Here is a 22200-nt window from a genome sequence, read left to right as displayed (position 1 = left end):
ACCGCCCTGCCGCCCCTCGAGTCAGTCGAATGTCCCCATCGCGCGGCCGACCAGCATGAAGCTGCGGGCCGTCCGGGTATCGGCGAGTTCCACGATTTCGCTATCGCTCAGGTGCGGCTCGAGCTTCGCTAGAAGCTGGTCGAACACCCGCAGGAAATGCAGCGCCACGTCGCGGAAGATGGTGTCCGCCCGCAGCCTCTGGGTCACGAGCGCGATCATGTCGTCGTCGCGCACGCCGCCCACCGCACCCACCGGGGCCCCGCGCTCGCCATGGGCGAATCGTCGCCACAGTTCCGGCCGGGCCGGCTCGACCGTCAGGTCGTCCATGTAGAGCCCCTCCTGGCTGAGAAGCGTGAGGAGATCCTGCGCGGCGGTCACCACGACCTTGCTCTGGCGGTCGCGAAGCGCGCGGCGTAGCGCTCGAAAACCGACCTGGTCGTGAGCATCTTGCGGGAAATGCAGGGCGATGATCAGCTCGTCGACCGTCAGCTCCGGCTCGGGGGATTTTTCAGCCGGTTCGAGCGCGAGCGCCCGCTGTTGGGGTGCCGCCGCGCGGGCGGGTTGCTGCGGGGCCGGCATCGCCACCTGCGCGCGCGGCCGCGTCGCCAGCACGGCGTCCAGCTTCTTCTCCAGCGCCGCGAGATCCGGCGCGGCCTGCCCGTTCGCAACCGCGCGTGTCAACGCGTCGAGCCGGCGCGCCAGGATCGTCGCCAGCCAGATCAGCGCGATGGGTCCGAGAACCGCCACCGGCACCATCAGCACCCGCAGCGGATCGAGATCGGCCTCTCCGCCGGTGAAGCCGAACAGGACAAGCGCCGAGATCGCCAGCCACGCGATCGTGGCACCCCACGCGAGAAGCTGGCCCCTCTGCGCCGCCTCGGCGCCATCGTCCTCGATGCGCATGTCAGGTATAGCTGACCGAGAGGATCTCGTAGGATTTCTCGCCGCCGGGGGTGCGGACCTCGACGCTGTCGCCCTCTTCCTTGCCGATCAGCGACCGGGCGAGGGGCGACTTCATGTTGAGCTTTCCGCTCTCGAGATCGGCCTCGGGCTCGCCGACGATCTGGTAGGTCTTTTCCTCGTCGGTATCCTCGTCCACGATCTTGATCGTGGCGCCGAACTTGATCGGGCCGGACAGCTTCGACGTGTCGATCACGTCGGCCCGGGCGAGGATTCCCTCGATCTCCTTGATGCGGCCCTCGATGAAGGACTGCTTTTCCTTGGCCGAATGGTACTCGGCGTTCTCGGACAGATCGCCATGCGCACGCGCTTCGGCGATTGCCTGGATGATCTCGGGGCGATCCCTGGACTTCAGGCGCTTCAGCTCTGCGTTCAACGCGGCCTGTCCGTTGCGGGTCAGCGGTATCTTTTCCATGTTTCCCCAATGGAGCTACGACACGCGCAAAGCGCGCGTCGGTTTACGATCTTCGGTGCATCCTGACACAGCCGTTCCAGAGGCGAAAGCACCCGCTGCCTCGAGGCCGCATCTTGCGCCGTAACGCCGTGTCGCAATTGATTCCGCACGAGAACCGCAGATATTCACTCAGACGCCCCACGGCAATCGGAGGAGCCCCCATGACCGACACGACCCGCGAAGCGATGGAATACGACGTGGTGATCGTCGGCGCCGGCCCCGCCGGGCTGTCGGCAGCGATCCGCCTGAAGCAGCTCGACCCCGCGCGCGAGGTCGTCGTGCTGGAGAAGGGATCCGAGGTCGGGGCACATATCCTGTCGGGCGCCGTGCTGGACCCGGTGGGGCTGAATGCGCTGATCCCGGACTGGAAGGACAAGGGCGCGCCGCTGAACGTGCCGGTGAAGGAAGACAAGTTCTTCTACCTGGGTGAAGGCGGCAAGGTCTCGGTCCCGACCAAGTTGATGCCGCCGATGATGAACAACCACGGCAACTACATCGTCTCGATGGGGAACGTGTGCCGCTGGCTCGCAGAACAGGCGGAAGAACTGGGGGTCGAAATCTTTCCCGGCATGGCCTGTTCCGAGCTGATCTTCGACGAGGACGGCAACGTGAAAGGCGTCGTCGCGGGCGAGTTCGGCCGCAACGCCGACGGCACCGAAGGGCCGGGATACGAACCGGGCATGGAACTGCACGGCAAGTATGTCTTCCTCGGCGAAGGCGTGCGCGGGTCGCTGTCGAAGCAGGTGATCGAACGCTTCGCCCTCGACAAGGCATCGGACGTCCAGAAATTCGGCCTGGGCATGAAGGAGCTGTGGGAGATCGACCCCGCGAAGCACTCCCCCGGCCGGGTGGTCCACACGATGGGCTGGCCGCTGGGGTCGAACGCGGGCGGCGGATCGTTCATCTACCACCTCGACAACAACCAGGTCTATGTCGGCTTCGTCGTGCACCTGGGCTACGCCAACCCGCACGTGAACCCCTACCTGTCGTTCCAGCAGTTCAAGCACCATCCTTACGTCAAGGACCTGCTCGAAGGGGGCAAGCGCGTCAGCTACGGCGCCCGCGCGATCACCGAGGGCGGCTGGCAGTCGCTGCCGAAGACCGCCTTCCCGGGCGGCGCGCTGCTGGGTTGCGCGGCGGGAATGGTCAACGTCCCCCGCATCAAGGGCAATCACAACGCCATGCTCTCGGGCAAGTCGGCGGCCGAGGCGGCGCACAGCGCGATCGAGTCCGGGCGCAGCCGCGACGTGCTGGAGGAATACGACCGCGACGTGCGCGACGGACCGATCGGCAAGGACCTGAAGCCCGTGCGCAACGTGAAGCCCATCTGGTCCAAGTATGGCCTGAACGCGTCGCTGGCGCTCGGTGGATTCGACATGTGGACCAACCGCTTCGGGTTCTCACTGTTCGGCACGCTCAAGCATGGCAAGACCGACGCGCAGGCGACCGAGGAGGCCGCGAAGCACAAGGTGATCGAGTATCCCAAGCCGGACGGAAAGCTCAGCTTCGACCGACTGACGAATGTGTCCTTCGCGAACACCAATCACGAGGAAAGCCAGCCGTCGCACCTGAAGTTGAAGGATCCCGACATCCCCGTGCAGGTGAACCTGCCGAAATACGCGGGCCTGTCGCAGCGCTACTGCCCGGCCGGAGTCTACGAGTTCGTGAAGGACGAAAGCACGGGCAAGGACCGCTTCGTCATCAACTTCCAGAACTGCGTCCACTGCAAGACCTGCGACATCAAGGATCCGACGCAGAACATCGTCTGGACCACGCCCCAGGGCGGCGACGGGCCCAACTACCCGAACATGTGAGCGATCTGCGGCGTCTTGAACGGGGCGCCGCGATTGCCCTTCGGGGGCGCGGGCTCTACTCTGCGGGGTAACGAGCGCAGAAGGATCCCGCATGTTCCGCACAGCCATTCTTGCCGCCGGTCTGGCCGGCCTGGCCTTGCCCGGCGTCGCCGAGCCGGACGCGGGGGCCTATCTCGCCGGCCGCTCCGCGCAGTTGGCCGACGATTTCTCGGCCGCCGAACGCTATCTCTCGCAAGCGCTGACGCGGGATGGCGACAACCTCGCGCTGATGGAATCGCTGGCCGGCGCGCAGATGTCGCTGCTGGACTTCGACCGCGCCGCGACGGTGGCCGAGCGCCTGGTCGAGAACGGCGGCAGCAGCCAGATCGCCGCCCTTGCCGTTCTGAGTGCCCGGGCGGGGAACGAGGATTGGCAGGGCATCCTCGACGCGCTCGACGAAGGGCTCACGGTCGGGCCGCTCTTCGACGGCCTGGCGCGTGCATGGTCGCTGATGGGCCTCGATCGGACCGAAGACGCGCTCGCCGCGTTCGACGAGGTCTCCGGCGAGCAGGGGGTCGAGGCGTTCGGCATCTACCACAAGGCTCTCGCCCTCGCCTCGCTCGACCGGTTCGAGGAAGCCGCCGAGGTTCTCGAGACGAATGACGGCATCCGCCTGACCCGGCGCGGGTTGATGGCCGAGGCTCAGATCCTTTCGCAGGTCGGCCGCGCCGACGAGGCCCGCGCCCTTCTCCAGGACGAGGCCGGGTCCGCCCTCGACGCCACGCTCAGCGCCACGTTCGACGCCCTGGCCGACGGCGAGCCGGTGGAGTTCACCGTCGCGCCCGACGCCCGCGCGGGCATGGCCGAACTTGCCTTCGACATCGCCAACACCGTGGTGGGCGAGACCGCCTCGAGCTACGCGCTGCTCTATTCCCGCATGGCCGAGTTCCTGCGTCCGAGCCATACCCACGCGACGCTGCTGTCGGCGCTTCTGTTCGAAGAGATGGGGCAACACGGCCTCGCCATCTCGACCTACGGCAACGTGCCCGCCGACGATCCCGCCTTCTTCACCGCCGAGCTTGGCCGCGCCGAAGCGCTGCGTGCCGAGGGGCAGTCGGACGCGGGCGTCGAGGTGATGCAGGAGCTTGCAGCACAATACGACGACCAGCCCCTCGTCCACATCACGCTGGGCGACGCGCTGCGCGAGGATGGGCGCTACGAAGAGGCGCGCGCCGCCTACGACGAGGCAATCGCGCTACTGGACGAGGCCCAGTCTGGCGAGTGGATCGTCTATTTCGCCCGCGCCATCACCGCCGAGCGCCTCGACGACTGGGAGGCGGCCAAGGCCGATTTCGAGACGGCGCTCGAGCTCAATCCAGACCAGCCGCAGGTGCTGAACTATCTCGGTTACTCGATGCTCGAGCGGGGCGACGATCTGGAAGAGGCGCTGGACATGATCGAGCGCGCGGTCGCCGCGGCGCCCAATTCCGGCGCCATCGTCGACAGCCTGGGCTGGGGTCTCTATCGCGCGGGGCGGTACGAGGAAGCCGTCGATCCCATGGAGCGCGCGGTCGAGCTGATGCCCGTCGATCCGGTCGTGAACGACCATCTGGGCGACGTGCTCTGGGCGGTCGGTCGCAAGCTCGAAGCGCGCTTCCAGTGGCAACGCGCCCTCAGCTTCATGGACGAGGACACCGAGGACGTCGACCCCGAGCGCGTCCGTCGCAAGATCGAAGTCGGCCTCGACCGGGTGCTCGACGAGGAAGGCGAGCCGCCGCTCATGATGGCAAATGGCGGCTGAGGCCTTTGCGCCTGCCAAAATCAACTTGGCGCTTCATGTCACCGGGCAGCGACCGGACGGCTACCACCTGCTCGATTCGCTCGTCGTCTTCGCCGATGTCGGCGACACCGTCAGTGCAGAGGCCGCGGACGACTGGCAGCTGACGGTGGACGGACCCTTCGCGGCCGGCCTCGCTCCGGACCCGTCGAACCTGGTGTTGCAGGCAGCGCGGCTGACCGAGGGGCCGCCAGCTCGGCTGACCCTGACAAAGCGCCTGCCGATCGCCGCGGGCCTCGGCGGCGGCTCGGCCGATGCGGCCGCGACCTTGCAGGCGCTGAACCTCCTCGACGGGCGGGCGATACCTGACGATGTGCTGCCCATCGGGGCCGACCTGCCGGTCTGCCTTGCCGGGCAGCCGGCGCGGATGCGCGGGATCGGCGAAGAGCTCTCTCCCCTACCCGACCTGCCCTCGGCGTGCCTCGTCCTCGTCAATGCCGGGCGCCACGTCCCGACCGGCCGCGTCTATGCCGCGACCAAGGTCAAGAACAACGCGCCACTGCCCGATCCCGTGGACTGGCCGGACGCGCCCGCCTTCGCGGATTGGCTAGCGCGGACCCGCAACGATCTGGAGGGTCCGGCGCGAGAACTCGAACCCGCGGTGGGCGTCACGCTCGCGCGGATTGCCGAGACGGAGAATTGCCTTCTGGCGCGCATGTCGGGATCGGGGGCGACCTGCTTCGGCCTCTACGCGACCGAGCCCGAGGCCCGCGCCGCTGCCGACGCGATCCTTTCGCAGCACCCCGACTGGTGGGTCGAGACCTCGGCCATCCGGCGCTGAGGCCAGCTTAGCGCAGCCGCGCCACAACGAAATCCGCCAGCTCGTGCAGCATGTGGCGCAGCGGGTTCTCCGGCAGGGCGCGCAGCGCCTCCTGGGCGGTCCCGGACCACCCGAGCGCCGTCTCCCGCGTCGAGTGCAGCGCCCCGGTCTCGACCAGCAGCTGATGCGCGCGGTCCAGGTCGCCCTCTTCCTGGCGGCCCTTGCCGATGGTGCGGGCCCAGAACGCCCGGTCGTCGCCGCCCTGCGCCGCGGCCACCGCGCGGATCACGGGCAGGGTCATCTTGCGCTCGCGGAAGTCGTCGCCCACGCCCTTGCCGGTCTCGGCCATCCAGTCGATCACGTCATCGGCCATCTGGAACGCGATCCCGAGCGCGTCGCCATAGACATGCAGCGCGCGGATCTGATCCTCGGAGGCATCGGCGATCACGCCCCCGGCCTCGGTCGCGGCCGAGAACAGCGCCGCCGTCTTGCCGCGCACGATCTTCAGGTACGTCTCCTCGCTCGTGCTGAGATCGCTCATCGCGGTCAGCTGCAGGACCTCGCCTTCGGCAATGGTGGCCGATGCATTGGCCAGGATGTCGAGCACCCGCATCGAGCCTGTCTCGACCATCAGCTGGAACGACCGCGCGAAGAGGTAGTCGCCGACCAGCACGCTCGACTTGTTGTCCCACAGCAGGTTCGCCGTCGGGCGCCCGCGTCGCTGGCTCGATTCGTCGACCACGTCGTCATGCAGCAGCGTCGCGGTATGGATGAACTCGACCGTCGCGGCGAGGTGCACGTCGTAGGGCCCCGGATATCCCAGCAGACGCGCCGAGGCGAGCGTCAGCATCGGGCGGATCCGCTTCCCGCCCGCGCTGACGAGGTGCTGCGTGACTTCGGGGATGCGCGGCGCGTGCTCCGAGGCCATCCGCTCGCGGATCAGCGCGTCAACCTGGGCCAGCGGAACCGAGAGGGCATCGGCCAGCTGCTCGTGCGGTTTCGCTTGTACATCCATGTCTTGCCTCTTTCGCCGGGCGGCAGTCGGGTTTACCTCGACCCCATGAAGGAACTCCTCCGCTCAAACGATCCCGCGACGATCGCCTTTGCCAAAGCCCTTCTTTCGGGCGAGGGGATAGAGGTGTTCGAGTTCGACGTCCATACGAGCATGATCGAGGGATCCCTCGGCATCCTGCCACGGCGCCTGATGGTCGCGAACCGCGACCATTTCCTCGCAACCGCCGTTCTGCGCGACAATGATGTCGACTTCGGACGATAGCACGACGCACGACGCCTTCCTCGGCGGGCAGCTGATCCTCGGCCAGTTCCGCCACGGCTACCGTGCCGGGGTGGACCCCGTTCTTCTGGCCGCGAGTGTGGAGGCCCGGCCCGGGCAGAGCGTTCTGGATCTGGGCTGCGGCGCGGGGGCGGCGATGCTGTGCCTGGGGACCCGAATCGCGGAGCTCGACCTGCACGGGCTCGAGGTGCAGCCAGCCTATGCCGCCCTCGCCCGCGTGAATGCGGGGCGCAACGGCATCGCCGCGACGATACACGAGGGCGATGTGGGGCGCATGCCGCCGGCGCTCAGGGCGCGGCGGTTCGACCGGGTCATCGCGAACCCCCCTTATTTCGACCGCCGCACCGGCACCCCCTCGCCCGATACCCCTCGCGAAACGGCATTCGGCGAGGGCGTGGCGCTGGCCGACTGGATCGCCGCCGGTGCGCGGCGGCTCGAACCCCGCGGCGTGATGAGCGTGATCCAGAAATCAGACCGCCTGCCCGACCTGCTGGCCGCGATGCACGGGACGCTCGGCAGCTTGCGCCTGCGCCCGGTTCAGCCGCGAGAGGGGCGGCCGGCGGTGCTCGTCGTGATCGAAGGCACAAAGGGGGGCCGTTCCCCTGCCCGGATGGAGGCGCCGCTGATTCTGCACGCCGGCGCTCGCCATACCGCGGATGGCGACGATTTCAGCGCCGAAGCAAGGGCCTTGCTCAGGGCCGGAGCAGCTTGGGAATAACTTTCGGCAAATCTTCGCGGGGCCGTGGCAATATTTGCAACGAAACCATGACAGCCGGCGACAGAGTGCTTATCTTTGGAGTCTCACAGCAACGGAGGTGACGATGTCTGTAAGCTCTCACGTTCAGGAACTGCGCAGGAAACACCAGGCGCTATCGGCGGAAGTGGAGGCCGCGCAGCGCCGACCATCCTGCGACGAGTCCGAGGTGAAACAGAAGAAGCGTCAGAAGCTCCGACTAAAGGAACAGATCGAGCGGCTCACGCACTGAGCCGCCACCCGTACTGAACCGCAAAGGCCGGCCCCGGGGCCGGCCTTCTCGATTCTCGGCTCAGGCGAGGTACTGACCGCCATTCGCCGTCAGAGTGGCGCCGGTGATGAAGCCCGCGTCGTCCGAGGCGAGGAAGGCAACGCAGCGCGCGATTTCCTCCGGCTCGCCCAAGCGGCCCACGGGGATCTGCGCCACGATCTGCTCGCGGACCTTTTCGGGGACGGCCATGACCATGTCGGTCGCGATATAACCGGGGCTGACCACGTTCACCGTGATGCCCTTGCGCGCCCCCTCTTGCGCCAGGGCCTTGGTAAGCCCGATATCGCCAGCCTTGGCGGCCGAATAGTTCGCCTGCCCGAACTGCCCCTTCTGGCCGTTGATCGAGCTGATGTTCACGATCCGGCCGAATCCGCGATCGCGCATGCCGCCCCAGACATTGTGGGTCATGTTGAAGACCCCCGTCAGGTTGGTGTCGATCACCTCGCGCCACTGGTCGGGCGTCATCTTGTGGAACGGCGCATCCCGCGTGATCCCGGCATTGTTGACGAGGATCTCCACGGGACCGAGCGCGTTCTCGACCTCGGCGATGCCGGCCTTGCAGGCCTCGTAATCCCCTACGTCGAACTTGAACGTGCGAATCCCGGTCTCCTCGGTGAAGGCGCCGGCGGCCTCGTCGTTGCCGCCATAGGTCGCGGCGACCTCGTGCCCGGCCTCCTTCAGCGCCCGAGAGATCGACGCGCCGATGCCGCGACTGCCTCCGGTAACGATCGCTACACGTGCCATGTCTGTCTCCTCCTCTGTGTCACTTCCGGGCGATGTTGCCGATGTCGCGTAGAAAGCTGCGCGCGTCCTCCTCGCCCAACGCCCACGTGTCCCGCATCTTTTGCGGATCGGTGAAGTCGATCTTGTCGGCCGGCACCTCCTCTGACGGCGCGACGTAGACCCTCCCATCGACCTCTGGAATATCGTTGAACGCTTTTGTCAGCAGCACAAGGGTGCGCCCTGAATCGCCGGTCGGAAACGGCGCCTGATCGACCATCCCGGCGTCGATGGCCGGCTCGCCGTTCCAAAGCGGCGGCTCGAAGGCGGGCGGGATCGTCGCCGCGGCGCAGATCAGGTCGATGATCCGCCCGTCGCGCGCCGCGGCGCGGGCGTCGATCATCTCGCCCTTTAGACCCGCGGCCTTGGGCCACCTGAGATGCGGGTTCGATCGCACGGCAGTGTCGGCCTCGTAGAGCAGCGTCATCGCGGCTCCGGTCAGCTTTGCCCATTGGTCGTCCGGCGGTCGCCCGATGAGGATCTCGAGCTGCGGCCCCTTGGCGATATCGTCGGTCGCCTCCGGATCGTCGAAGCAGGCCTTGATCACTTCGCGATAGATCTGCTGGTGCGGCGTATAACCGTACTTGCCGTCGAAGGGTTCGTGCAGCGGAATGTTGCGGTCGTGCTTCTGGAAGCTCTCGATGAAGATGTCCCGCACATGCCTGCCGCGATGGGTAACGAAACCGCAGGCCGAGCACGCACCCCCCGAAACCCCCGTCACCCGCTCCGGGCTAAGCGGGATCTCTTGCCGCAGGACGTCGACGAAGCCGCCCTGCCACATGCAGCGCGTGCCGCCGCCCGAGAAGACGATCTGATCGAAAAAGGTATCGGACATCGGGATCGACCGCGCGAGGGTCCGCGCGGTCTTGTCTCCGTCAGGGACGCTCGAGGCACATGGCGACGCCCATGCCACCGCCGATGCACAGCGTGGCCAACCCCTTCTTGGCGCCGCGGCGCGTCATCTCGAACAGGAGGGTGTTGAGGATCCGCGCACCGCTCGCGCCGATCGGGTGGCCGATGGCGATAGCGCCGCCGTTGACGTTCACGACCTCGGGGTCCCAGCCCATCTCCTTGTTCACCGCGCAGGCCTGAGCGGCAAAGGCCTCGTTGGCTTCGACGAGATCCAGGTCGCCGGGCTTCCAGCCGGCCTTCTCCAGCGCCTTTCGGCTGGCGCCGATGGGGCCCGTGCCCATGATCGACGGGTCGAGGCCGACCGTCGCGTAGCTGACGATGCGGGCCATGGGCTCGATACCCCGCGCCTCGGCCTCGTCGGCCGACATCAGGAGGGCGACGGCGGCACCGTCATTGATGCCGCTCGCATTGCCCGCCGTGACCGAGCCGTCCTTGGTGAAGACGGCGCGGAGCTTGGACATCCCCTCGGGCGTCGCGCCCTCGCGGATGTGCTCGTCGCTATCGACGACGATGTCGCCCTTCCGGGTCGCGATCGTGTAGGGCACGATCTCGTCCTGGAATTTCCCCTCGGCACGCGCCTTCTCGGCGTTGTTTTGTGACTTCACCGCAAATGCGTCCTGCTCTTCGCGGCTGATCTGCCATTGCTCGGCCACGTTCTCGGCGGTCTGGCCCATGTGATATCCGTTGAAGGCATCCCAGAGACCGTCGCGGATCATCGTGTCGATGAACTTGAGGTCCCCCATCTTGTGGCCCTTGCGCAGGTTCGCCACATGGGGGGCCATCGACATGTTTTCCTGCCCGCCGGCCGCGACAATCTTGGCATCGCCCAACTGGATGTGCTGCGCGGCAAGGGCCACGGCCCTGAGGCCCGAACCGCAGACCTGGTTGATGCCCCATGCGGCGGCCTCGATCGGGAGGCCCGCGTTTATATGCGCCTGGCGGGCAGGATTCTGGCCTTGGCCCGCGGTGAGCACCTGTCCGAGGATGGTCTCGCTCACCTCCGACGGATCGACGCCAGCGCGTTCGACGACAGCTTTCAGGACGTGAGCGCCCAGGTCGTGGGCCGGCGTGTCCGCGAAGGAGCCGTTGAAGGTTCCGACGGCGGTGCGGGCTGCAGAAGCGATGACGACGTTAGTCATGGTGTTCCCCCCGGGGTGTGATCTGTTCTCGCATGCATGCGTTCCGCAGGAGTATAAGGTCGGCGAGGCAGAATTCCACCGGGAGACTCATCCCGCGCGCGGCACCGCGCAAGGAACGAAGCTCGGGTTGATCGTCGGGGCCCCGAACAGGTAGCCTTGCAGGCAATCGACGCCGATCTCGGTCAGGACACGGGCATCCTCGGCCGTCTCGACACATTCGGCGACGGTTACCATGTCGAAATGCCGTGCGATCGCGACCATGGCCGAGACGAGCGCGCGGTTGTCGGGTTGCGAGGCGACCCCGCGGCAGAACTCTCCATCGATCTTCATCATGTCGCAGCAGAAGTCCTTGAGGTAGCGCATCGAGGTGTAGCCGGTTCCGAAATCGTCGATCGCCACGCATATTCCGCGCATCTGCAGGTCGTCGACGAAACGGCTGACCAGTTTGGGCATGGTGATCGCGGTGCTTTCGGTGATTTCGAGAATCAGGCGTTCGGCGATGAACGGATCCGCGGCGAGACCATCCTCGAGCGTCTTCATCCAGAGCGGATAGGCGACCGAGCGGGCGGACATGTTGACCGACAGGCGCAGCTCGGGGCGCTGGATCAAGGCGTCGATCCCGCATCTCAGGGCGAGCACGTCGAGGCGCCGCCCGGTTTCGGTAGCCTCGACCTCATTGATGAAGTCCCGCGCCGGAATGACACGGCCGCTAGGGTCGAGAACCCGCAGAAGCCCCTCGAAGAAGACCGGCTTGGCGCCACCGCCCGCCACCACGACCGGCTGATAGGCGAGCACGACGTTGTCCGTGTCCAGCGCCCGCTCTACCGAGGCGATGACGTGGCGGTCACGTTCCGCCACCGCATAGCTGAGCGGATCGGGTGCCTGATCCGAAACCTCGATCTCGTCAAAATCCCACGCCATATTCCCACCATCCCCTCTGTACCCCTTACGTTCTTATTCCGCGCGCCCTAACATCGGGTAAAACCATTTTGACAGGCGGAGGACGCATGACGACTACACGATGTCCCTGGTGCGGAACCGACCCGATCTACGTCGCCTACCACGATACGGAATGGGGCGTTCCCGAACGCGAATCCCGCGCGCTATGGGAGAAACTGATCCTCGATGGGTTTCAGGCCGGTCTATCATGGATCACCATTCTCAAGAAGCGAGATGCGTTCCGCGAAGCCTTCGACGGATTCGACCCCGAGCGGATCGCAGGATGGGGCGATGCCGAGGTCGAGCGCCTTCTGCGCAATGAAGGTATCGTCCGACATCGTGGCAAGATTCAGGCAACGATCGGCAACGCACGTGCCTTTATCGAGATGGATGAAGACTTTGCGGATTTCACCTGGGGCCATGTCGGCGGCGCGCCGGTGCAGAACGCCTTTCATACGGCCGCCGACATGCCCGCGGCCACGCCGACCTCGACGGCCCTCGCCAAGGCATTGAAGGCGCGGGGATTCCGATTTTGCGGGCCGACCATCACCTATGCATGGATGGAGGCCTGCGGGCTGGTCAACGACCACCTGACGGGCTGCATCCGCCACGACGCCGTCGCGCGCATGGGCTAGGTGGGAACGGCGCTCGCACGGGCGGCGTTCCCCACCAACACCCGGAGGGACTGCATGGCGACCCAGAAGAAGCGCACAAACGGCACGGCCACGAAGAAGACCGCCGACAAGACCGTCGCCCAACCGGTGGTCAAATCGTCGGGCCGCGTCGAATCGTTCCATAGTCTCGCCACGAGAATCGCCGAGGGCGAGCAGATCCTCCCGCCCTCGTACCTGACCGGCCTTCCCCGGCGCCATCACGTCCGCTCGACCCTGCGCGAGGACCACCAGACGCGAATCGAGGAGAAGGCCTCGGGAACCCGCGACAAGTTCAAGAAGCTTGCCGGCTCGCGCTACAGCTTCTTCCGCGGCACCGCGCTGCTGTTCTATCGCGACATGGTGGGAACCGACGCGCACATGCCCTCGGTCCTCGCGCTCGGCGACGTGCATCCCGAGAACTTCGGCGTGATGCCGAACGCCGAGGGCGTGCCGATCTTCTCGGTCAACGATTTCGACGAGGCGATCTATGCGCCCTTCACCTGGGACATCAAGCGCGGCGCCGTCGGCTTCTGGATCGCCGCGCAAGAGGAAGGCGACCTGAGCCGGAAACAGCGCCGGAAGATCGTGTGCGCCTTCGTGGATGGATACCTGGCGGGCATGAAGCGCTTCGCCGAAAGCGAGGTCGAGAAGAACGACGCCTTCCGGATGGACAACTCCCCCAAGGTTCTGCAGCGGCTGTTCGAGGATGCCTGGCAAGAGCGCAAGGACTGGCTGTGGGAGGATTACCTCAAGCCCAACGGCCGCGGCTTCAGGGCGGATGACGAGCTCGAGCCGATCACCACGCAGAAGAAGAAATTCCAGAAGGCGGTCGACGACCTTGCCAAGGCCAACGGGATCGACGCGCCCGACCGAGCCGGTGAACTGAAGGTCAAGGATGTCTGCGTGCGTCACGGGCAGGGCACGGCGTCACTGGGGCTGCCGCGCTACTACGTGCTGATCGAGGGGCCGTCGAAGAACGCGACGGACGACCTCATCATCGAGTTCAAGCGGGCCCGCACCTCGGCGCTCGAGGGGCTGACGCCGCCATCGGACTTCCACGCCGGCAGCCAGGGCGCGCGCATCGCCCACGGCCAGGCAGTGCAACTGGCCCACGGCGACATCTTCTACGGGGCCGTCGAGATCGACGGCGACAGCTACATGAGCCGCGAGCGCGCGCCTTTCCGCGACGACATCGACCTGGACGAGCTTTCGAAAAAGACATGGCGCGCCTACGCGCATGTCTGCGGCGAGGCGCTTGCCCAGGCCCATGCGCTGTCGGACGACCTCGGCCAGATCGACTACGACGTGGAACCCTCGATCATGGCCGCCTGCGAACCGCGCGAGCTGTTCAAGCAGGACATCCTGCGCTTCACCGTCGCGACCGCCGACCGCATCAAGCACGACCACCGCGAGTTCATCGACGACTTCGAACTCGGCGCCTATGACAGCATCGACATGGTGTATCGCTGAGTCGCCAGCGTCAGTCGGCGAAATCCGGATTGCGCAGGATCGCCCGCAGCCTGCGCCGCGTGTCGAGGTAGCCGTGACGACCGGCCTGGTCGAGCGTCAGGCTCATCGCCGCCGCCTGGTCGAAGGTCAGTTCCTCCGGCCTCACGTCGATGCCGTAATAGCGCACCCCCGCCGCAACCCGTTCTTCCATCGGAGGCTGCGCCGGCACACAGGCCGATAGTAACAGAACGACCCCCAGCATGAACGGCGTCCGCATTTCTCAACCCTCCCTGTCTGCACGGAAATCACCACGGTAATACGCCATGATGCCACCGGCTGTTCCCGCCACGACAAGCGCCTTCGCCCCCAGCGCCAGGGTCAGCCCGCCCGACAGGCCCAACGCGATCACGCTGACCAGGGTGAACAGGATCACCAGTGCCGAGAAGAACAAGGCGGCATAGGCGCAGATCTTGCGCACCGGGCTTTCGCGGTCCGCCCGCCAATCCGTCGCGGCGAAGAGCGGCGCGAAGACAACGATCGCCGCCACGCGCCACGCCTGCTGCTCGAGTCCGCCGCGCCACATCGGATCGGTCAGTGCCTCCACCGCGTCGAACAGAAGCGAGACGAAGCAGACCACCACGACGCCGAGCGCGAAGAAGCCAAGCCCGTAGATCACCGCATCGCGGGCCGAGACGAAGGCCTGCGGCCGCGGCACCGGCGGCACGAAATCCCCCGCATGGAACGCGGCCAGCGCCCGGTCGGCATCCTTCTCGCGCCACCCGGCACCTAGGATCGCGCGGTGGATTTCGTCACGCCCCCGCCCCGCCGCCAGCGCGTCGCGGACGAACCGCACCAGGTCAGAGCGCGCGCGCATCAGTGGCCCTTCGACGCCGTGTCGAACGTCGCCTTCTGGGCGTCGCTGGCCTCGGTCTGATAGCGGTCGCGCCATTCCGCGTAGGGCATCCCGTAGAACGCTTCGCGCGCGTCCTCCTTGCCCATCTCGAGGCCACGCTCGGTGGCGGCCTCCTGATACCATCGGCTCAGGCAGTTCCGGCAGAACCCGGCGAGGTTCATCATGTCGATGTTCTGCACGTCGGTGCGCGTCTGCAGGTGATCGCGCAGGCGGCGAAACGCCGCGGCTTCCAGTTCCGTGCGGGTGGCGTCGTCCATGGATTCTCTCCCGTTGTCTGCCCGAAAGCTGTGCAGCGCCCCGTGAAAGATCAAGGCAAGATGGCGCGCCTTGTTGTCAGATGCCGGGCTTTGTCCCATAAGCGCGTCCGACGCTAACGGGAGCCCACCATGCGACGCATGCGCAAGATCAAGATCGTGGCCACCCTCGGCCCGGCATCCTCCGACTACGACACGATCCGCGCCTTGTTCGAGGCCGGGGCCGACGTGTTCCGCCTGAACATGAGCCACGGCAGCCACGAGGAAATCGGTGCCCGCCACAAGATCATCCGCCAGATCGAAGAGGATCTGGGCCGGCCGATCGCCATCCTGGCCGACCTTCAGGGTCCGAAACTGCGCGTCGGCGTGTTCCAGGACGGCAGCGCCGAGCTGGTCGAGGGGCAGGATTTCCGGCTCGACCTCGACGATGCCGAGGGCGACGCCACGCGCGTCCAGCTGCCCCACCCCGAGATCTTCCAGGCGCTCGAGAAGGGTGCGAGCCTGTTGGTCAACGACGGGAAGATCCGGCTCAAGGTCAAGGAGCACGGCGAGGACTTCGCCGATTGCGAGGTCATGGTCGGCGGCACGATCTCGAACCGCAAGGGCGTGAACGTCCCCGACGTGGAGCTTCCCCTCGCCGCGCTCAGCCCCAAGGACCGCTCGGACCTGGAATATGTCTGTGCCCTTGGCGTCGACTGGCTGGCCCTGTCCTTCGTCCAGCGCCCCCGCGACGTGGAAGAGGCGCGAGAGCTTTGTCAGGGTCGCGCCGCGGTCCTGTCGAAGATCGAGAAGCCGCTGGCGGTCAAGAACTTCGAGTCGATCCTCGAGGCCTCGGACGGCATCATGGTCGCCCGCGGCGACCTCGGGGTCGAGCTTCCCGTCCAGAACGTCCCCCCGATCCAGAAGCGTCTGATCCGCAAGTGCCGCGCCGCGGCCAAGCCGGTGATCGTGGCGACGCAGATGCTGGAATCGATGATCGAAAGCCCCGTGCCGACCCGGGCCGAGGTCTCGGACGTCGCGAACGCCATCTACGAGGGCGCCGATGCCGTCATGCTTTCGGCCGAATCGGCTGCCGGGGACTACCCGATCGAGGCGGTCACGACGATGAACGCCGTCGCCATCGAGGTCGAAAGCGACCCGACCTACCGCGACGTGATCAACGCCAGCCGTGGCGGCACGAAAGAGACGGTGGCCGACGCGATCGTCTCGGCCGCCCGCGAGATTGCCGAGACGACCGACATCAAGGCGATCTGCTGCTACACGCAGTCCGGCACGACGGCCACGCTGGTGGCGCGCGAACGCCCGATGGTGCCGATCATCGCGCTGACCTCGATGATGGGCACCGCGCGGCGGCTCTGCCTGTCGTGGGGGATGCACTGCGTCCGCACCGGCGAGGTGACCCGCTTCAAGGAGGCCGTGATCAACGCCGCCCGCGCAGCCCGCACCGAAGGCATCGCCGACGCGACCGACCAGATCGTCGTCACCGCTGGGGTGCCCTTCGGCCAGTCGGGCACCACCAACATCCTGCGCGTCGCCCCCTGCGAGGAACGCCTGATCTTCGCCACCGATCCGGGCTGAGCGCAGCCAGATCACCCTTGCGCCAGCGCGCCCCAGGCTGTAATGGGGCCGCCTATCCGTGCGTGGTCCGGCCAGTGTGGCATGCCGAGGCTGCGGAACTGTCCCTCTCAACAGGAGACGAAAATGCCCAAGATGAAGACGAAGTCGAGCGCCAAGAAGCGCTTCAAGGTCACCGCGACCGGCAAGGTCGTCGGCGGCTCGGCCGGTAAACGGCACGGCATGATCAAGCGGTCCAACGATTTTATTCGCGACGCCCGCGGAACCCGTGTGCTCAGCAAGCCCGACCAGAAGCTTGCCAAGCAATACATGCCCTACGACCGGTAAGGAGACGCTCCCATGGCTCGAGTCAAAGGTGGAACGACCACCCACGCCCGTCACAAGAAGGTCATCAAGGCTGCGAAAGGCTATTACGGCCGTCGCAAGAACGCCTTCCGCACCGCCACGCAGGCCGTCGACAAGGCGAACCAGTACGCCACGCGCGACCGCAAGACCCGCAAGCGCACGTTCCGCGCCCTGTGGATCCAGCGGATCAACGCCGGTGTCCGCGCCCATGACGAGTCGCTGACCTATTCGCGCTTCATCAACGGCCTGTCGCTTGCGGGCATCGAGGTTGACCGCAAGGTTCTGGCCGATCTCGCCGTGCACGAACCCGAGGGCTTCGCCGCCATCGTGGATCAGGCCAAGGCCGCACTGGACAAGCAGGCCGCCTGAACCGGCGCCGATCGAAGATGGCAAGGCCGCCCCCTCGGGCGGCCTTTTCTTTGGCGGGAACGCGGCGCCTGCGCCAACGTTCGTCGCACATGGCCTATTCATTCAAGATCGACGACGACAGCCTCACGACCGCGGTCCGCCGCGTCGCGCTCGACCAGATCGACACGGCGCTGGAAGAGGCCGCGGATGACGGCATCTCCGAGGCCGAGCGCATCCACCAGCTTCGCAAGCGCTGCAAGAAGCTGCGCGGCCTCATCCGACTGGTGCGCCCGGGCTTCGACGGCTATGCGCACGAGAACACGGCCTTTCAGGACACCGCCCACCGCCTTGCCGACGTGCGAGACGCCCGCGCCCTGGTCGAGACCTGTGACGCGCTGAAAGCCCAGTTCGACGACCAGCTCTACGCCAACGCCTTCTCGACCATCCGGGGCCATTTCGAGAAACGCGCGAAGAAGGTCGAATCCGCCCCCGACCTTGGCAAGCGCCTTGAAGAGGCCGCCGATACGCTCCGTGCCGCGCGCGAGCGGGCCTGCCTCTGGACCATCGACCCTGACAGCGCGGAAAGCATCGCGGGCGGGGTGAAAAAGACCTACGGGCGCGGCTGCGCCGCCATGAAGGCCGCACGCAAGACCCCTACGGGCGAGAACCTGCACGAATGGCGCAAGCGGGCGAAGTACCACTGGTACCACCTGCGCCTTCTGAAAAACACGTCGGCCGTCGCCAAGGCCGAGGTCGATCCCGCCAGCGACCTTGCGGACCTGCTGGGCGACCACCACGACATCCACGTCATGGGCGAGGCGCTCGACGCGGCGGGCGAGATTGCCGATGCCGACACAATGGCCGCCTTCCGGGGACTGATGCGCGCGCGGCAGGAGATGCTCGAGGCCGAGGCGTTCCGGTCGGGTCGATCGGTGTTCGCCGAACCGCCCAAGGTGGCGGCGCGTCGGCTGGCGACCTACTGGAGCATCTGGCGCGAGGACGCAGCCTAGCCCGTGCCCAGCGCCATCGCCGCGTTGTAGTAGGCCGGGTCATCGGTGACCTCTTCTCCCAGCCAGTCGGGACGCTCGAAGGCGGCGTCCTCGGACGGCAGTTCGATTTCGGCCAGGATCAGCCCGTCCGCGAAGACGTCCACCTCCCACGCCAGGTCGCCCGCCGGCACCACGTGGCGCGTCTTGACCAGCACACGCCCGGTTGCGAGCGCCTCCATCTCGCGGGCATCCTCGATCGGGATGTCCCATTCGTATTCGGGCCGCGCGGGGCCCTCGCGGTTGCCCTTCACCGTCAGCCGGGCCGACACGTCGTCCGTGATGCGCACCCGCACCGTCGCCGTCTTGCTATGCGACAGGTAGAACTGGCGAAAGGCGTGCCGATCCGACACGCCCTCCTTCCAGCCATCCCCGGTCACGAGGAACTTGCGCTCGATCTCCTCAGCCAAGGCGTTCGCCGAGGAAGTCGGTGAAGGCCTCCCAGCTTTCTTCCGCCGCGCGCTCCTGGTAGCGGTCGCTGCCCTCGACGGTGAAGGCGTGGGGCGCGCCCGAATAGAGCTCGACCGTAAAGGTGTTGCCCGCCTCTTCGAGTTCGCGCGCGAGGGCGAAGAGGGTTTCCATCGTCTGCGACTCGTCCGCCGCGCCGTGCAGGATCTGGATCGGCGGCTCGTCCCCGTCGTAGCTTTGCTCCTCGGGCGTCGCCAGCGTCCCGTGGAACACGGTGTAGCCCGCGGCCTGAGCGGCAAATCCCGACCGCGCCATCTCGAGCACCACGCCGCCGCCGAAGCAGTAGCCCATGACGACGAGGTTCTGCGCATCGCTTTGCCCCTGCGCCGCCTCGATGCCGGCCAGCAGGATCTCGTGCATCTTGTCGCGGTCCTCGGACAGTTCCGAGGTGGCGGCACGGTTTTCCTCGACCGTGCCGGCCGGCGTGTCCGCGCCGTACATGTCGACGACGAAGGCGTCGTAGCCCATCCCGGCCAGCTCGTCGGCGCGGCCGGTCTCGAAATCGTCGACACCGTCCCAGTCGGGGACGATCAGGACGAGGCCCGACACCTCGCCCTCGCCAGCGGCGTAATAGCCGGTGTGCTGAACGCCGTTGAAATCATAGGTCACGTCAGCGGCGAAGGCCCCCGTGGCGGTGAAGGCCAGGGCGGCGGTGGTCGCAAGCAGTCGCATGGCGGTCTCTCCCATTGGATGGGGGAAAGGTGACGCGACGAAGGCTCCAAGCAAGGTCACCATTGCGTGAAGCAGCGCGCCAGCTTGCCACTGCGCCCCGCCCGCGCTAGCACCGCCCGCGACGATGGATGAGAGGCCCGCCATGGAAGACTTGCGCGCAAAGTACCTGACCCGCGTGAACGAGGCCGGCGACGAGGCCGCGCTGGAAGAGGTGCGTCTGGCCGCCATCGGCAAGAAGGGCGAGGTCGCGCTGGAAATGCGCAAGCTCGGTCAGATGACGCCCGAGGAACGCCAGACCGAAGGCCCGCGGCTCAACGCCCTGAAGGACGAAATCACCGGCGCCATCGCCGCCAAGAAGATGGCGCTGGAAGACGCGGCGCTCGATGCGCGCCTGTCCGAGGAATGGCTCGACGTCACCTTGCCCGCGCGCCGCGGCCCGCGCGGCGTCGCCGACGGCAGCGTCCACCCGGTCAGCCAGGTGTGGGAGGAATGCACCGCGATCTTCGCCGACATGGGCTTCGCCGTCGCCGAGGGCCCGCAGGTCGAGACCGACTGGTACAATTTCGACGCGCTGAACATCCCCGACCATCACCCCGCCCGGGGCGAGATGGACACGTTCTACATGCACCGCGCGGCCGGCGACGACCGCCCGCCCCACGTGCTGCGAACCCACACCTCGCCCGTGCAAATCCGCTCGATGCAGGCGCAGGGCGCGCCGTTGCGCATCATCTGCCCCGGCCGTGTCTACCGTGCCGATTACGACCAGACGCACACGCCGATGTTCCACCAGATCGAGGGGCTGGCCATCGACAAGAACATCTCGATGGCGAACCTGAAATGGGTGCTGGAAGAGTTCTTCTCGGCCTATTTCGGCAAGTCGGTCAAAACCCGTTTCCGCGCCTCGCATTTCCCCTTCACCGAGCCGTCGGCCGAGGTCGACATCCAGTGCAGCTTCGAAGGCGGCACCGTGAAGGTCGGCGAAGGTGACGGCTGGCTCGAGGTTCTGGGCTCGGGCATGGTCCACCCCAAGGTACTGGAAGCCGGCGGGATCGACCCCTCGCAGTGGCAGGGCTTCGCCTTCGGCATGGGAATCGACCGGATCGCGATGCTGAAATACGGCATCCCTGACCTGCGCGCCTTCTTCGACAGCGACCTGCGCTGGCTGCGCCACTACGGCTTCTCGGCGCTGCAGGTGCCGACCCTGAGGGCCGGAGTCTAGGCCCGATGACCCTCTTCCGCCACGAGAACCGGCAGCGGTCCGAGCGCGCGAAGCGGTTCTATGCCGCCTCCGAACTCGCCCATACCTGCGTGGATTTCGCGGCGGCGGTGGCGTTCCTCGTCGGGTCGATCCTGTTCTTCTGGAACAGCCTCGAGACGATCGCCATCTGGTTCTTCGTCCTGGGCTCGCTCCTCTTCGGAGTGAAGCCGACGATCCGGTTCCTGCGCGAGGTGAAGCTGGCCGCCATGGGCGACGAGGAGGACCTCGCGAAGCGCGACTAGCTCAGATCAGCCACAGGCCCAGATACAGCGTCGCCGCCCCGGCAAGGATGCCCCACAGCACGCTGCGCATCACGTAGCCGACCGCCAGCGTGGCGAAGGCCGCGAGGCCCCGCGCCGGGTCGAACGTGCCGCCCGTCGCGGCAGGCCACATGACAAGGGGCGCGACCAGTGCGGGGAACACCGCGACCGGCGTGTAGCGCAACAGCCGCAGGACCCAACGGGGCATCTCGCGGTCGCCCAGCAGCCCCAGGAACGAGAAACGCAGCAGGTAGGTCGCCGCGCCGAGGACGACGATGATGAACCAGATCTGGGCGGTCGGCATCGTCATGTGCGGCGCTCCATCCAGGTCTCGACCAGCGCGCCGGTGGCGCAGGCGCAGGCCGCCGCGACCAGAACGCCGGTGCCCGTGGGCATCCACGTCGTGCTCAGCGCCACCACGGCCGACACGACCGCCGCCGCGACATGCGCGACCGTGCGCAGCATCGGCCCCACCAGCGCCAGGAACGTGATCGGGATCGCGAAATCCAGCGCGAAGGCCGGCGGCACGCTCGCCCCCAGCACCGCGCCGACCCACGTGGCCAAGACCCAAAGCGGCATGATCGGCGCCGCCACGCCGAAGTAGAAGGCGACGCGCTTGCCCACCGGCTCGTCCCGCGCCTCGTAGCGGGCCACGGACGCGGCATAAACCTGGTCGACCTGCATGTAGGCAACCAGCGCCCGCTGCCACAGCGGCGCGGTGCCCAGATACGGCACGAGGCTCGCCGAATACATCGCCATGCGCAGGTTCACCGTCAGCGACGCCGCCAGGATCAGGAAGACCGGCGCGTTGTCGACCATCAGCGATACGGCAGTGAACTGCGACGCGCCGGCCACGACGAGCAGGGTGAACCCCATGACCTCGGCCAGGTTCAGCCCGGCCTCGGTCCCCACGACTCCGAACAGCAGCCCGAACGGCACGATCACCAGGATGAACGGCAGCCCCTGCACGACGCCCTGACTGAAAACGGATTTCTTGGTGGAGGCTGGCATGGTCGCGCTCTACGGTATGGCCCAAGCCTACTGCCCCAGCCCAGAGTGGCCTGCA

Annotated in this window: 28 protein-coding genes; 14 read left to right on the top strand and 14 right to left on the bottom strand. The window is 66.9% G+C overall.

Annotated elements, in window-relative coordinates; all coding sequences use genetic code 11:
* Positions 1-21: 21 nt before the first annotated feature.
* Together PAM7066_RS12405 and greA are read right to left on the bottom strand one after the other, a co-directional pair.
* Complete coding sequence (locus PAM7066_RS12405) at positions 22-903, bottom strand: hypothetical protein (protein ID WP_085854536.1); 882 nt, start codon at positions 901-903, stop codon at positions 22-24.
* Position 904: 1 nt separating this feature from the next.
* Entirely contained in the window at positions 905-1375 is a 471-nt protein-coding gene (gene greA / locus PAM7066_RS12400; protein WP_085854535.1) for a transcription elongation factor GreA, read from the bottom strand.
* A 200-nt stretch (positions 1376-1575) separates the two neighbouring features.
* Between greA and PAM7066_RS12395 the strand changes: the two genes are divergently transcribed.
* The 3 genes from PAM7066_RS12395 to PAM7066_RS12385 all read left to right on the top strand — a co-directional run bounded on the left by PAM7066_RS12395 (position 1576) and on the right by PAM7066_RS12385 (position 5825).
* Complete coding sequence (locus tag PAM7066_RS12395; RefSeq protein WP_085854534.1) at positions 1576-3228, top strand: electron transfer flavoprotein-ubiquinone oxidoreductase; 1653 nt, start codon at positions 1576-1578, stop codon at positions 3226-3228.
* A gap of 91 nt (positions 3229-3319) precedes the next feature.
* The gene (locus PAM7066_RS12390; protein WP_085854533.1) at positions 3320-5008 is read left to right on the top strand and encodes a tetratricopeptide repeat protein; all 1689 of its coding nucleotides are present in this window, start codon (positions 3320-3322) and stop codon (positions 5006-5008) included.
* Entirely contained in the window at positions 4998-5825 is an 828-nt protein-coding gene (locus PAM7066_RS12385; RefSeq protein ID WP_085854532.1) for a 4-(cytidine 5'-diphospho)-2-C-methyl-D-erythritol kinase, read from the top strand. The genes PAM7066_RS12390 and PAM7066_RS12385 overlap by 11 nt, the downstream gene beginning before the upstream one ends.
* A gap of 7 nt (positions 5826-5832) precedes the next feature.
* Here PAM7066_RS12385 and PAM7066_RS12380 read toward each other — a convergent pair whose 3' ends face one another.
* On the bottom strand, positions 5833-6819 hold the full coding sequence (locus PAM7066_RS12380; RefSeq protein ID WP_085854531.1) for a polyprenyl synthetase family protein: 987 nt from the start codon (positions 6817-6819) through the stop codon (positions 5833-5835).
* A gap of 45 nt (positions 6820-6864) precedes the next feature.
* On the opposite strand from PAM7066_RS12380, the gene PAM7066_RS12375 reads away from it, so the two are divergent.
* The 3 genes from PAM7066_RS12375 to PAM7066_RS12365 all read left to right on the top strand — a co-directional run bounded on the left by PAM7066_RS12375 (position 6865) and on the right by PAM7066_RS12365 (position 8084).
* On the top strand, positions 6865-7080 hold the full coding sequence (locus tag PAM7066_RS12375; RefSeq protein WP_085854530.1) for a putative signal transducing protein: 216 nt from the start codon (positions 6865-6867) through the stop codon (positions 7078-7080).
* On the top strand, positions 7058-7816 hold the full coding sequence (locus tag PAM7066_RS12370; RefSeq protein ID WP_090928987.1) for a tRNA1(Val) (adenine(37)-N6)-methyltransferase: 759 nt from the start codon (positions 7058-7060) through the stop codon (positions 7814-7816). The genes PAM7066_RS12375 and PAM7066_RS12370 overlap by 23 nt, the downstream gene beginning before the upstream one ends.
* A gap of 103 nt (positions 7817-7919) precedes the next feature.
* Positions 7920-8084, top strand: coding sequence for a YdcH family protein (locus tag PAM7066_RS12365; RefSeq protein WP_085854528.1), 165 nt, complete (start codon positions 7920-7922; stop codon positions 8082-8084).
* A 60-nt stretch (positions 8085-8144) separates the two neighbouring features.
* Here the strand turns inward: PAM7066_RS12365 and PAM7066_RS12360 are convergent, their stop codons facing one another.
* From PAM7066_RS12360 to PAM7066_RS12345, 4 genes are all read right to left on the bottom strand, one after another.
* Positions 8145-8867: a beta-ketoacyl-ACP reductase gene (locus PAM7066_RS12360; RefSeq protein WP_085854527.1), complete on the bottom strand. Its 723-nt coding sequence runs from the start codon at positions 8865-8867 to the stop codon at positions 8145-8147.
* Positions 8868-8886: 19 nt separating this feature from the next.
* On the bottom strand, positions 8887-9738 hold the full coding sequence (locus tag PAM7066_RS12355) for a patatin-like phospholipase family protein (RefSeq protein WP_085854526.1): 852 nt from the start codon (positions 9736-9738) through the stop codon (positions 8887-8889).
* Positions 9739-9778: 40 nt separating this feature from the next.
* Positions 9779-10954 carry an acetyl-CoA C-acetyltransferase gene (locus PAM7066_RS12350; protein ID WP_085854525.1) on the bottom strand — a complete coding sequence of 392 codons (1176 nt, stop codon included), beginning with the start codon at positions 10952-10954 and terminating at the stop codon, positions 9779-9781.
* A gap of 87 nt (positions 10955-11041) precedes the next feature.
* The gene (locus PAM7066_RS12345; RefSeq protein WP_085854524.1) at positions 11042-11875 is read right to left on the bottom strand and encodes an EAL domain-containing protein; all 834 of its coding nucleotides are present in this window, start codon (positions 11873-11875) and stop codon (positions 11042-11044) included.
* Between the two features lie 86 nt (positions 11876-11961).
* On the opposite strand from PAM7066_RS12345, the gene PAM7066_RS12340 reads away from it, so the two are divergent.
* Positions 11962-12528, top strand: coding sequence for a DNA-3-methyladenine glycosylase I (locus PAM7066_RS12340; RefSeq protein ID WP_085854523.1), 567 nt, complete (start codon positions 11962-11964; stop codon positions 12526-12528).
* Positions 12529-12582: 54 nt separating this feature from the next.
* Positions 12583-14016: a DUF2252 domain-containing protein gene (locus tag PAM7066_RS12335; protein ID WP_085854522.1), complete on the top strand. Its 1434-nt coding sequence runs from the start codon at positions 12583-12585 to the stop codon at positions 14014-14016.
* A gap of 10 nt (positions 14017-14026) precedes the next feature.
* Here the strand turns inward: PAM7066_RS12335 and PAM7066_RS12330 are convergent, their stop codons facing one another.
* Genes PAM7066_RS12330 through PAM7066_RS12320 form a run of 3 tightly spaced genes read right to left on the bottom strand, consistent with a single transcriptional unit; the run spans position 14027 to position 15165 of the window.
* Positions 14027-14272, bottom strand: a complete 246-nt coding sequence (locus PAM7066_RS12330; protein WP_085854521.1) for a hypothetical protein — start codon at positions 14270-14272, stop codon at positions 14027-14029.
* Positions 14273-14275: 3 nt separating this feature from the next.
* Positions 14276-14869, bottom strand: a complete 594-nt coding sequence (locus PAM7066_RS12325) for a DUF5671 domain-containing protein (protein ID WP_085854520.1) — start codon at positions 14867-14869, stop codon at positions 14276-14278.
* Positions 14869-15165, bottom strand: a complete 297-nt coding sequence (locus PAM7066_RS12320; protein ID WP_085854519.1) for a DUF1244 domain-containing protein — start codon at positions 15163-15165, stop codon at positions 14869-14871. Before PAM7066_RS12320 ends, PAM7066_RS12325 begins: the two co-directional genes overlap by 1 nt.
* A gap of 129 nt (positions 15166-15294) precedes the next feature.
* Here PAM7066_RS12320 and pyk point away from each other — a divergent pair, with 129 nt between their 5' ends.
* The 4 genes from pyk (at position 15295) to PAM7066_RS12300 (ending at position 18440) form a co-directional block, all read left to right on the top strand.
* Entirely contained in the window at positions 15295-16740 is a 1446-nt protein-coding gene (gene pyk / locus PAM7066_RS12315) for a pyruvate kinase (RefSeq protein ID WP_085854518.1), read from the top strand.
* A gap of 123 nt (positions 16741-16863) precedes the next feature.
* The gene (gene rpmI / locus PAM7066_RS12310; protein WP_085854517.1) at positions 16864-17064 is read left to right on the top strand and encodes a 50S ribosomal protein L35; all 201 of its coding nucleotides are present in this window, start codon (positions 16864-16866) and stop codon (positions 17062-17064) included.
* Between the two features lie 12 nt (positions 17065-17076).
* Positions 17077-17451 (top strand): 50S ribosomal protein L20, encoded by a 375-nt coding sequence (gene rplT / locus PAM7066_RS12305; protein WP_085854516.1) that lies wholly within the window; start codon positions 17077-17079, stop codon positions 17449-17451.
* Positions 17452-17540: 89 nt separating this feature from the next.
* Positions 17541-18440, top strand: a complete 900-nt coding sequence (locus PAM7066_RS12300; RefSeq protein ID WP_175484641.1) for a CHAD domain-containing protein — start codon at positions 17541-17543, stop codon at positions 18438-18440.
* Here the strand turns inward: PAM7066_RS12300 and PAM7066_RS12295 are convergent.
* Positions 18437-18886: a CYTH domain-containing protein gene (locus PAM7066_RS12295; RefSeq protein WP_085854514.1), complete on the bottom strand. Its 450-nt coding sequence runs from the start codon at positions 18884-18886 to the stop codon at positions 18437-18439. The two genes, PAM7066_RS12300 and PAM7066_RS12295, sit on opposite strands and share 4 nt — an antisense overlap.
* On the bottom strand, positions 18879-19616 hold the full coding sequence (locus PAM7066_RS12290) for a dienelactone hydrolase family protein (RefSeq protein ID WP_085854513.1): 738 nt from the start codon (positions 19614-19616) through the stop codon (positions 18879-18881). The genes PAM7066_RS12295 and PAM7066_RS12290 overlap by 8 nt, the downstream gene beginning before the upstream one ends.
* Before the next feature lie 142 nt (positions 19617-19758).
* Between PAM7066_RS12290 and pheS the strand changes: the two genes are divergently transcribed.
* Positions 19759-20835 (top strand): phenylalanine--tRNA ligase subunit alpha, encoded by a 1077-nt coding sequence (pheS, locus tag PAM7066_RS12285; protein ID WP_085854512.1) that lies wholly within the window; start codon positions 19759-19761, stop codon positions 20833-20835.
* A gap of 5 nt (positions 20836-20840) precedes the next feature.
* On the top strand, positions 20841-21116 hold the full coding sequence (locus PAM7066_RS12280) for a YrhK family protein (RefSeq protein WP_085854511.1): 276 nt from the start codon (positions 20841-20843) through the stop codon (positions 21114-21116).
* A gap of 1 nt (position 21117) precedes the next feature.
* Here PAM7066_RS12280 and PAM7066_RS12275 read toward each other — a convergent pair whose 3' ends face one another.
* Both PAM7066_RS12275 and PAM7066_RS12270 read right to left on the bottom strand, forming a co-directional pair.
* The gene (locus PAM7066_RS12275) at positions 21118-21444 is read right to left on the bottom strand and encodes an AzlD domain-containing protein (protein WP_085854510.1); all 327 of its coding nucleotides are present in this window, start codon (positions 21442-21444) and stop codon (positions 21118-21120) included.
* Entirely contained in the window at positions 21441-22145 is a 705-nt protein-coding gene (locus tag PAM7066_RS12270) for an AzlC family ABC transporter permease (protein WP_085854509.1), read from the bottom strand. The genes PAM7066_RS12275 and PAM7066_RS12270 overlap by 4 nt, the downstream gene beginning before the upstream one ends.
* Positions 22146-22200 lie beyond the last annotated feature (55 nt).

Origin of the sequence: Palleronia marisminoris, from assembly GCF_900172315.1 — a bacterium.
GTDB lineage: Bacteria > Pseudomonadota > Alphaproteobacteria > Rhodobacterales > Rhodobacteraceae > Palleronia > Palleronia marisminoris.
Note: the sequence above shows the minus strand (reverse complement) of the source record. Positions and strands in the feature narration are given on the sequence as shown.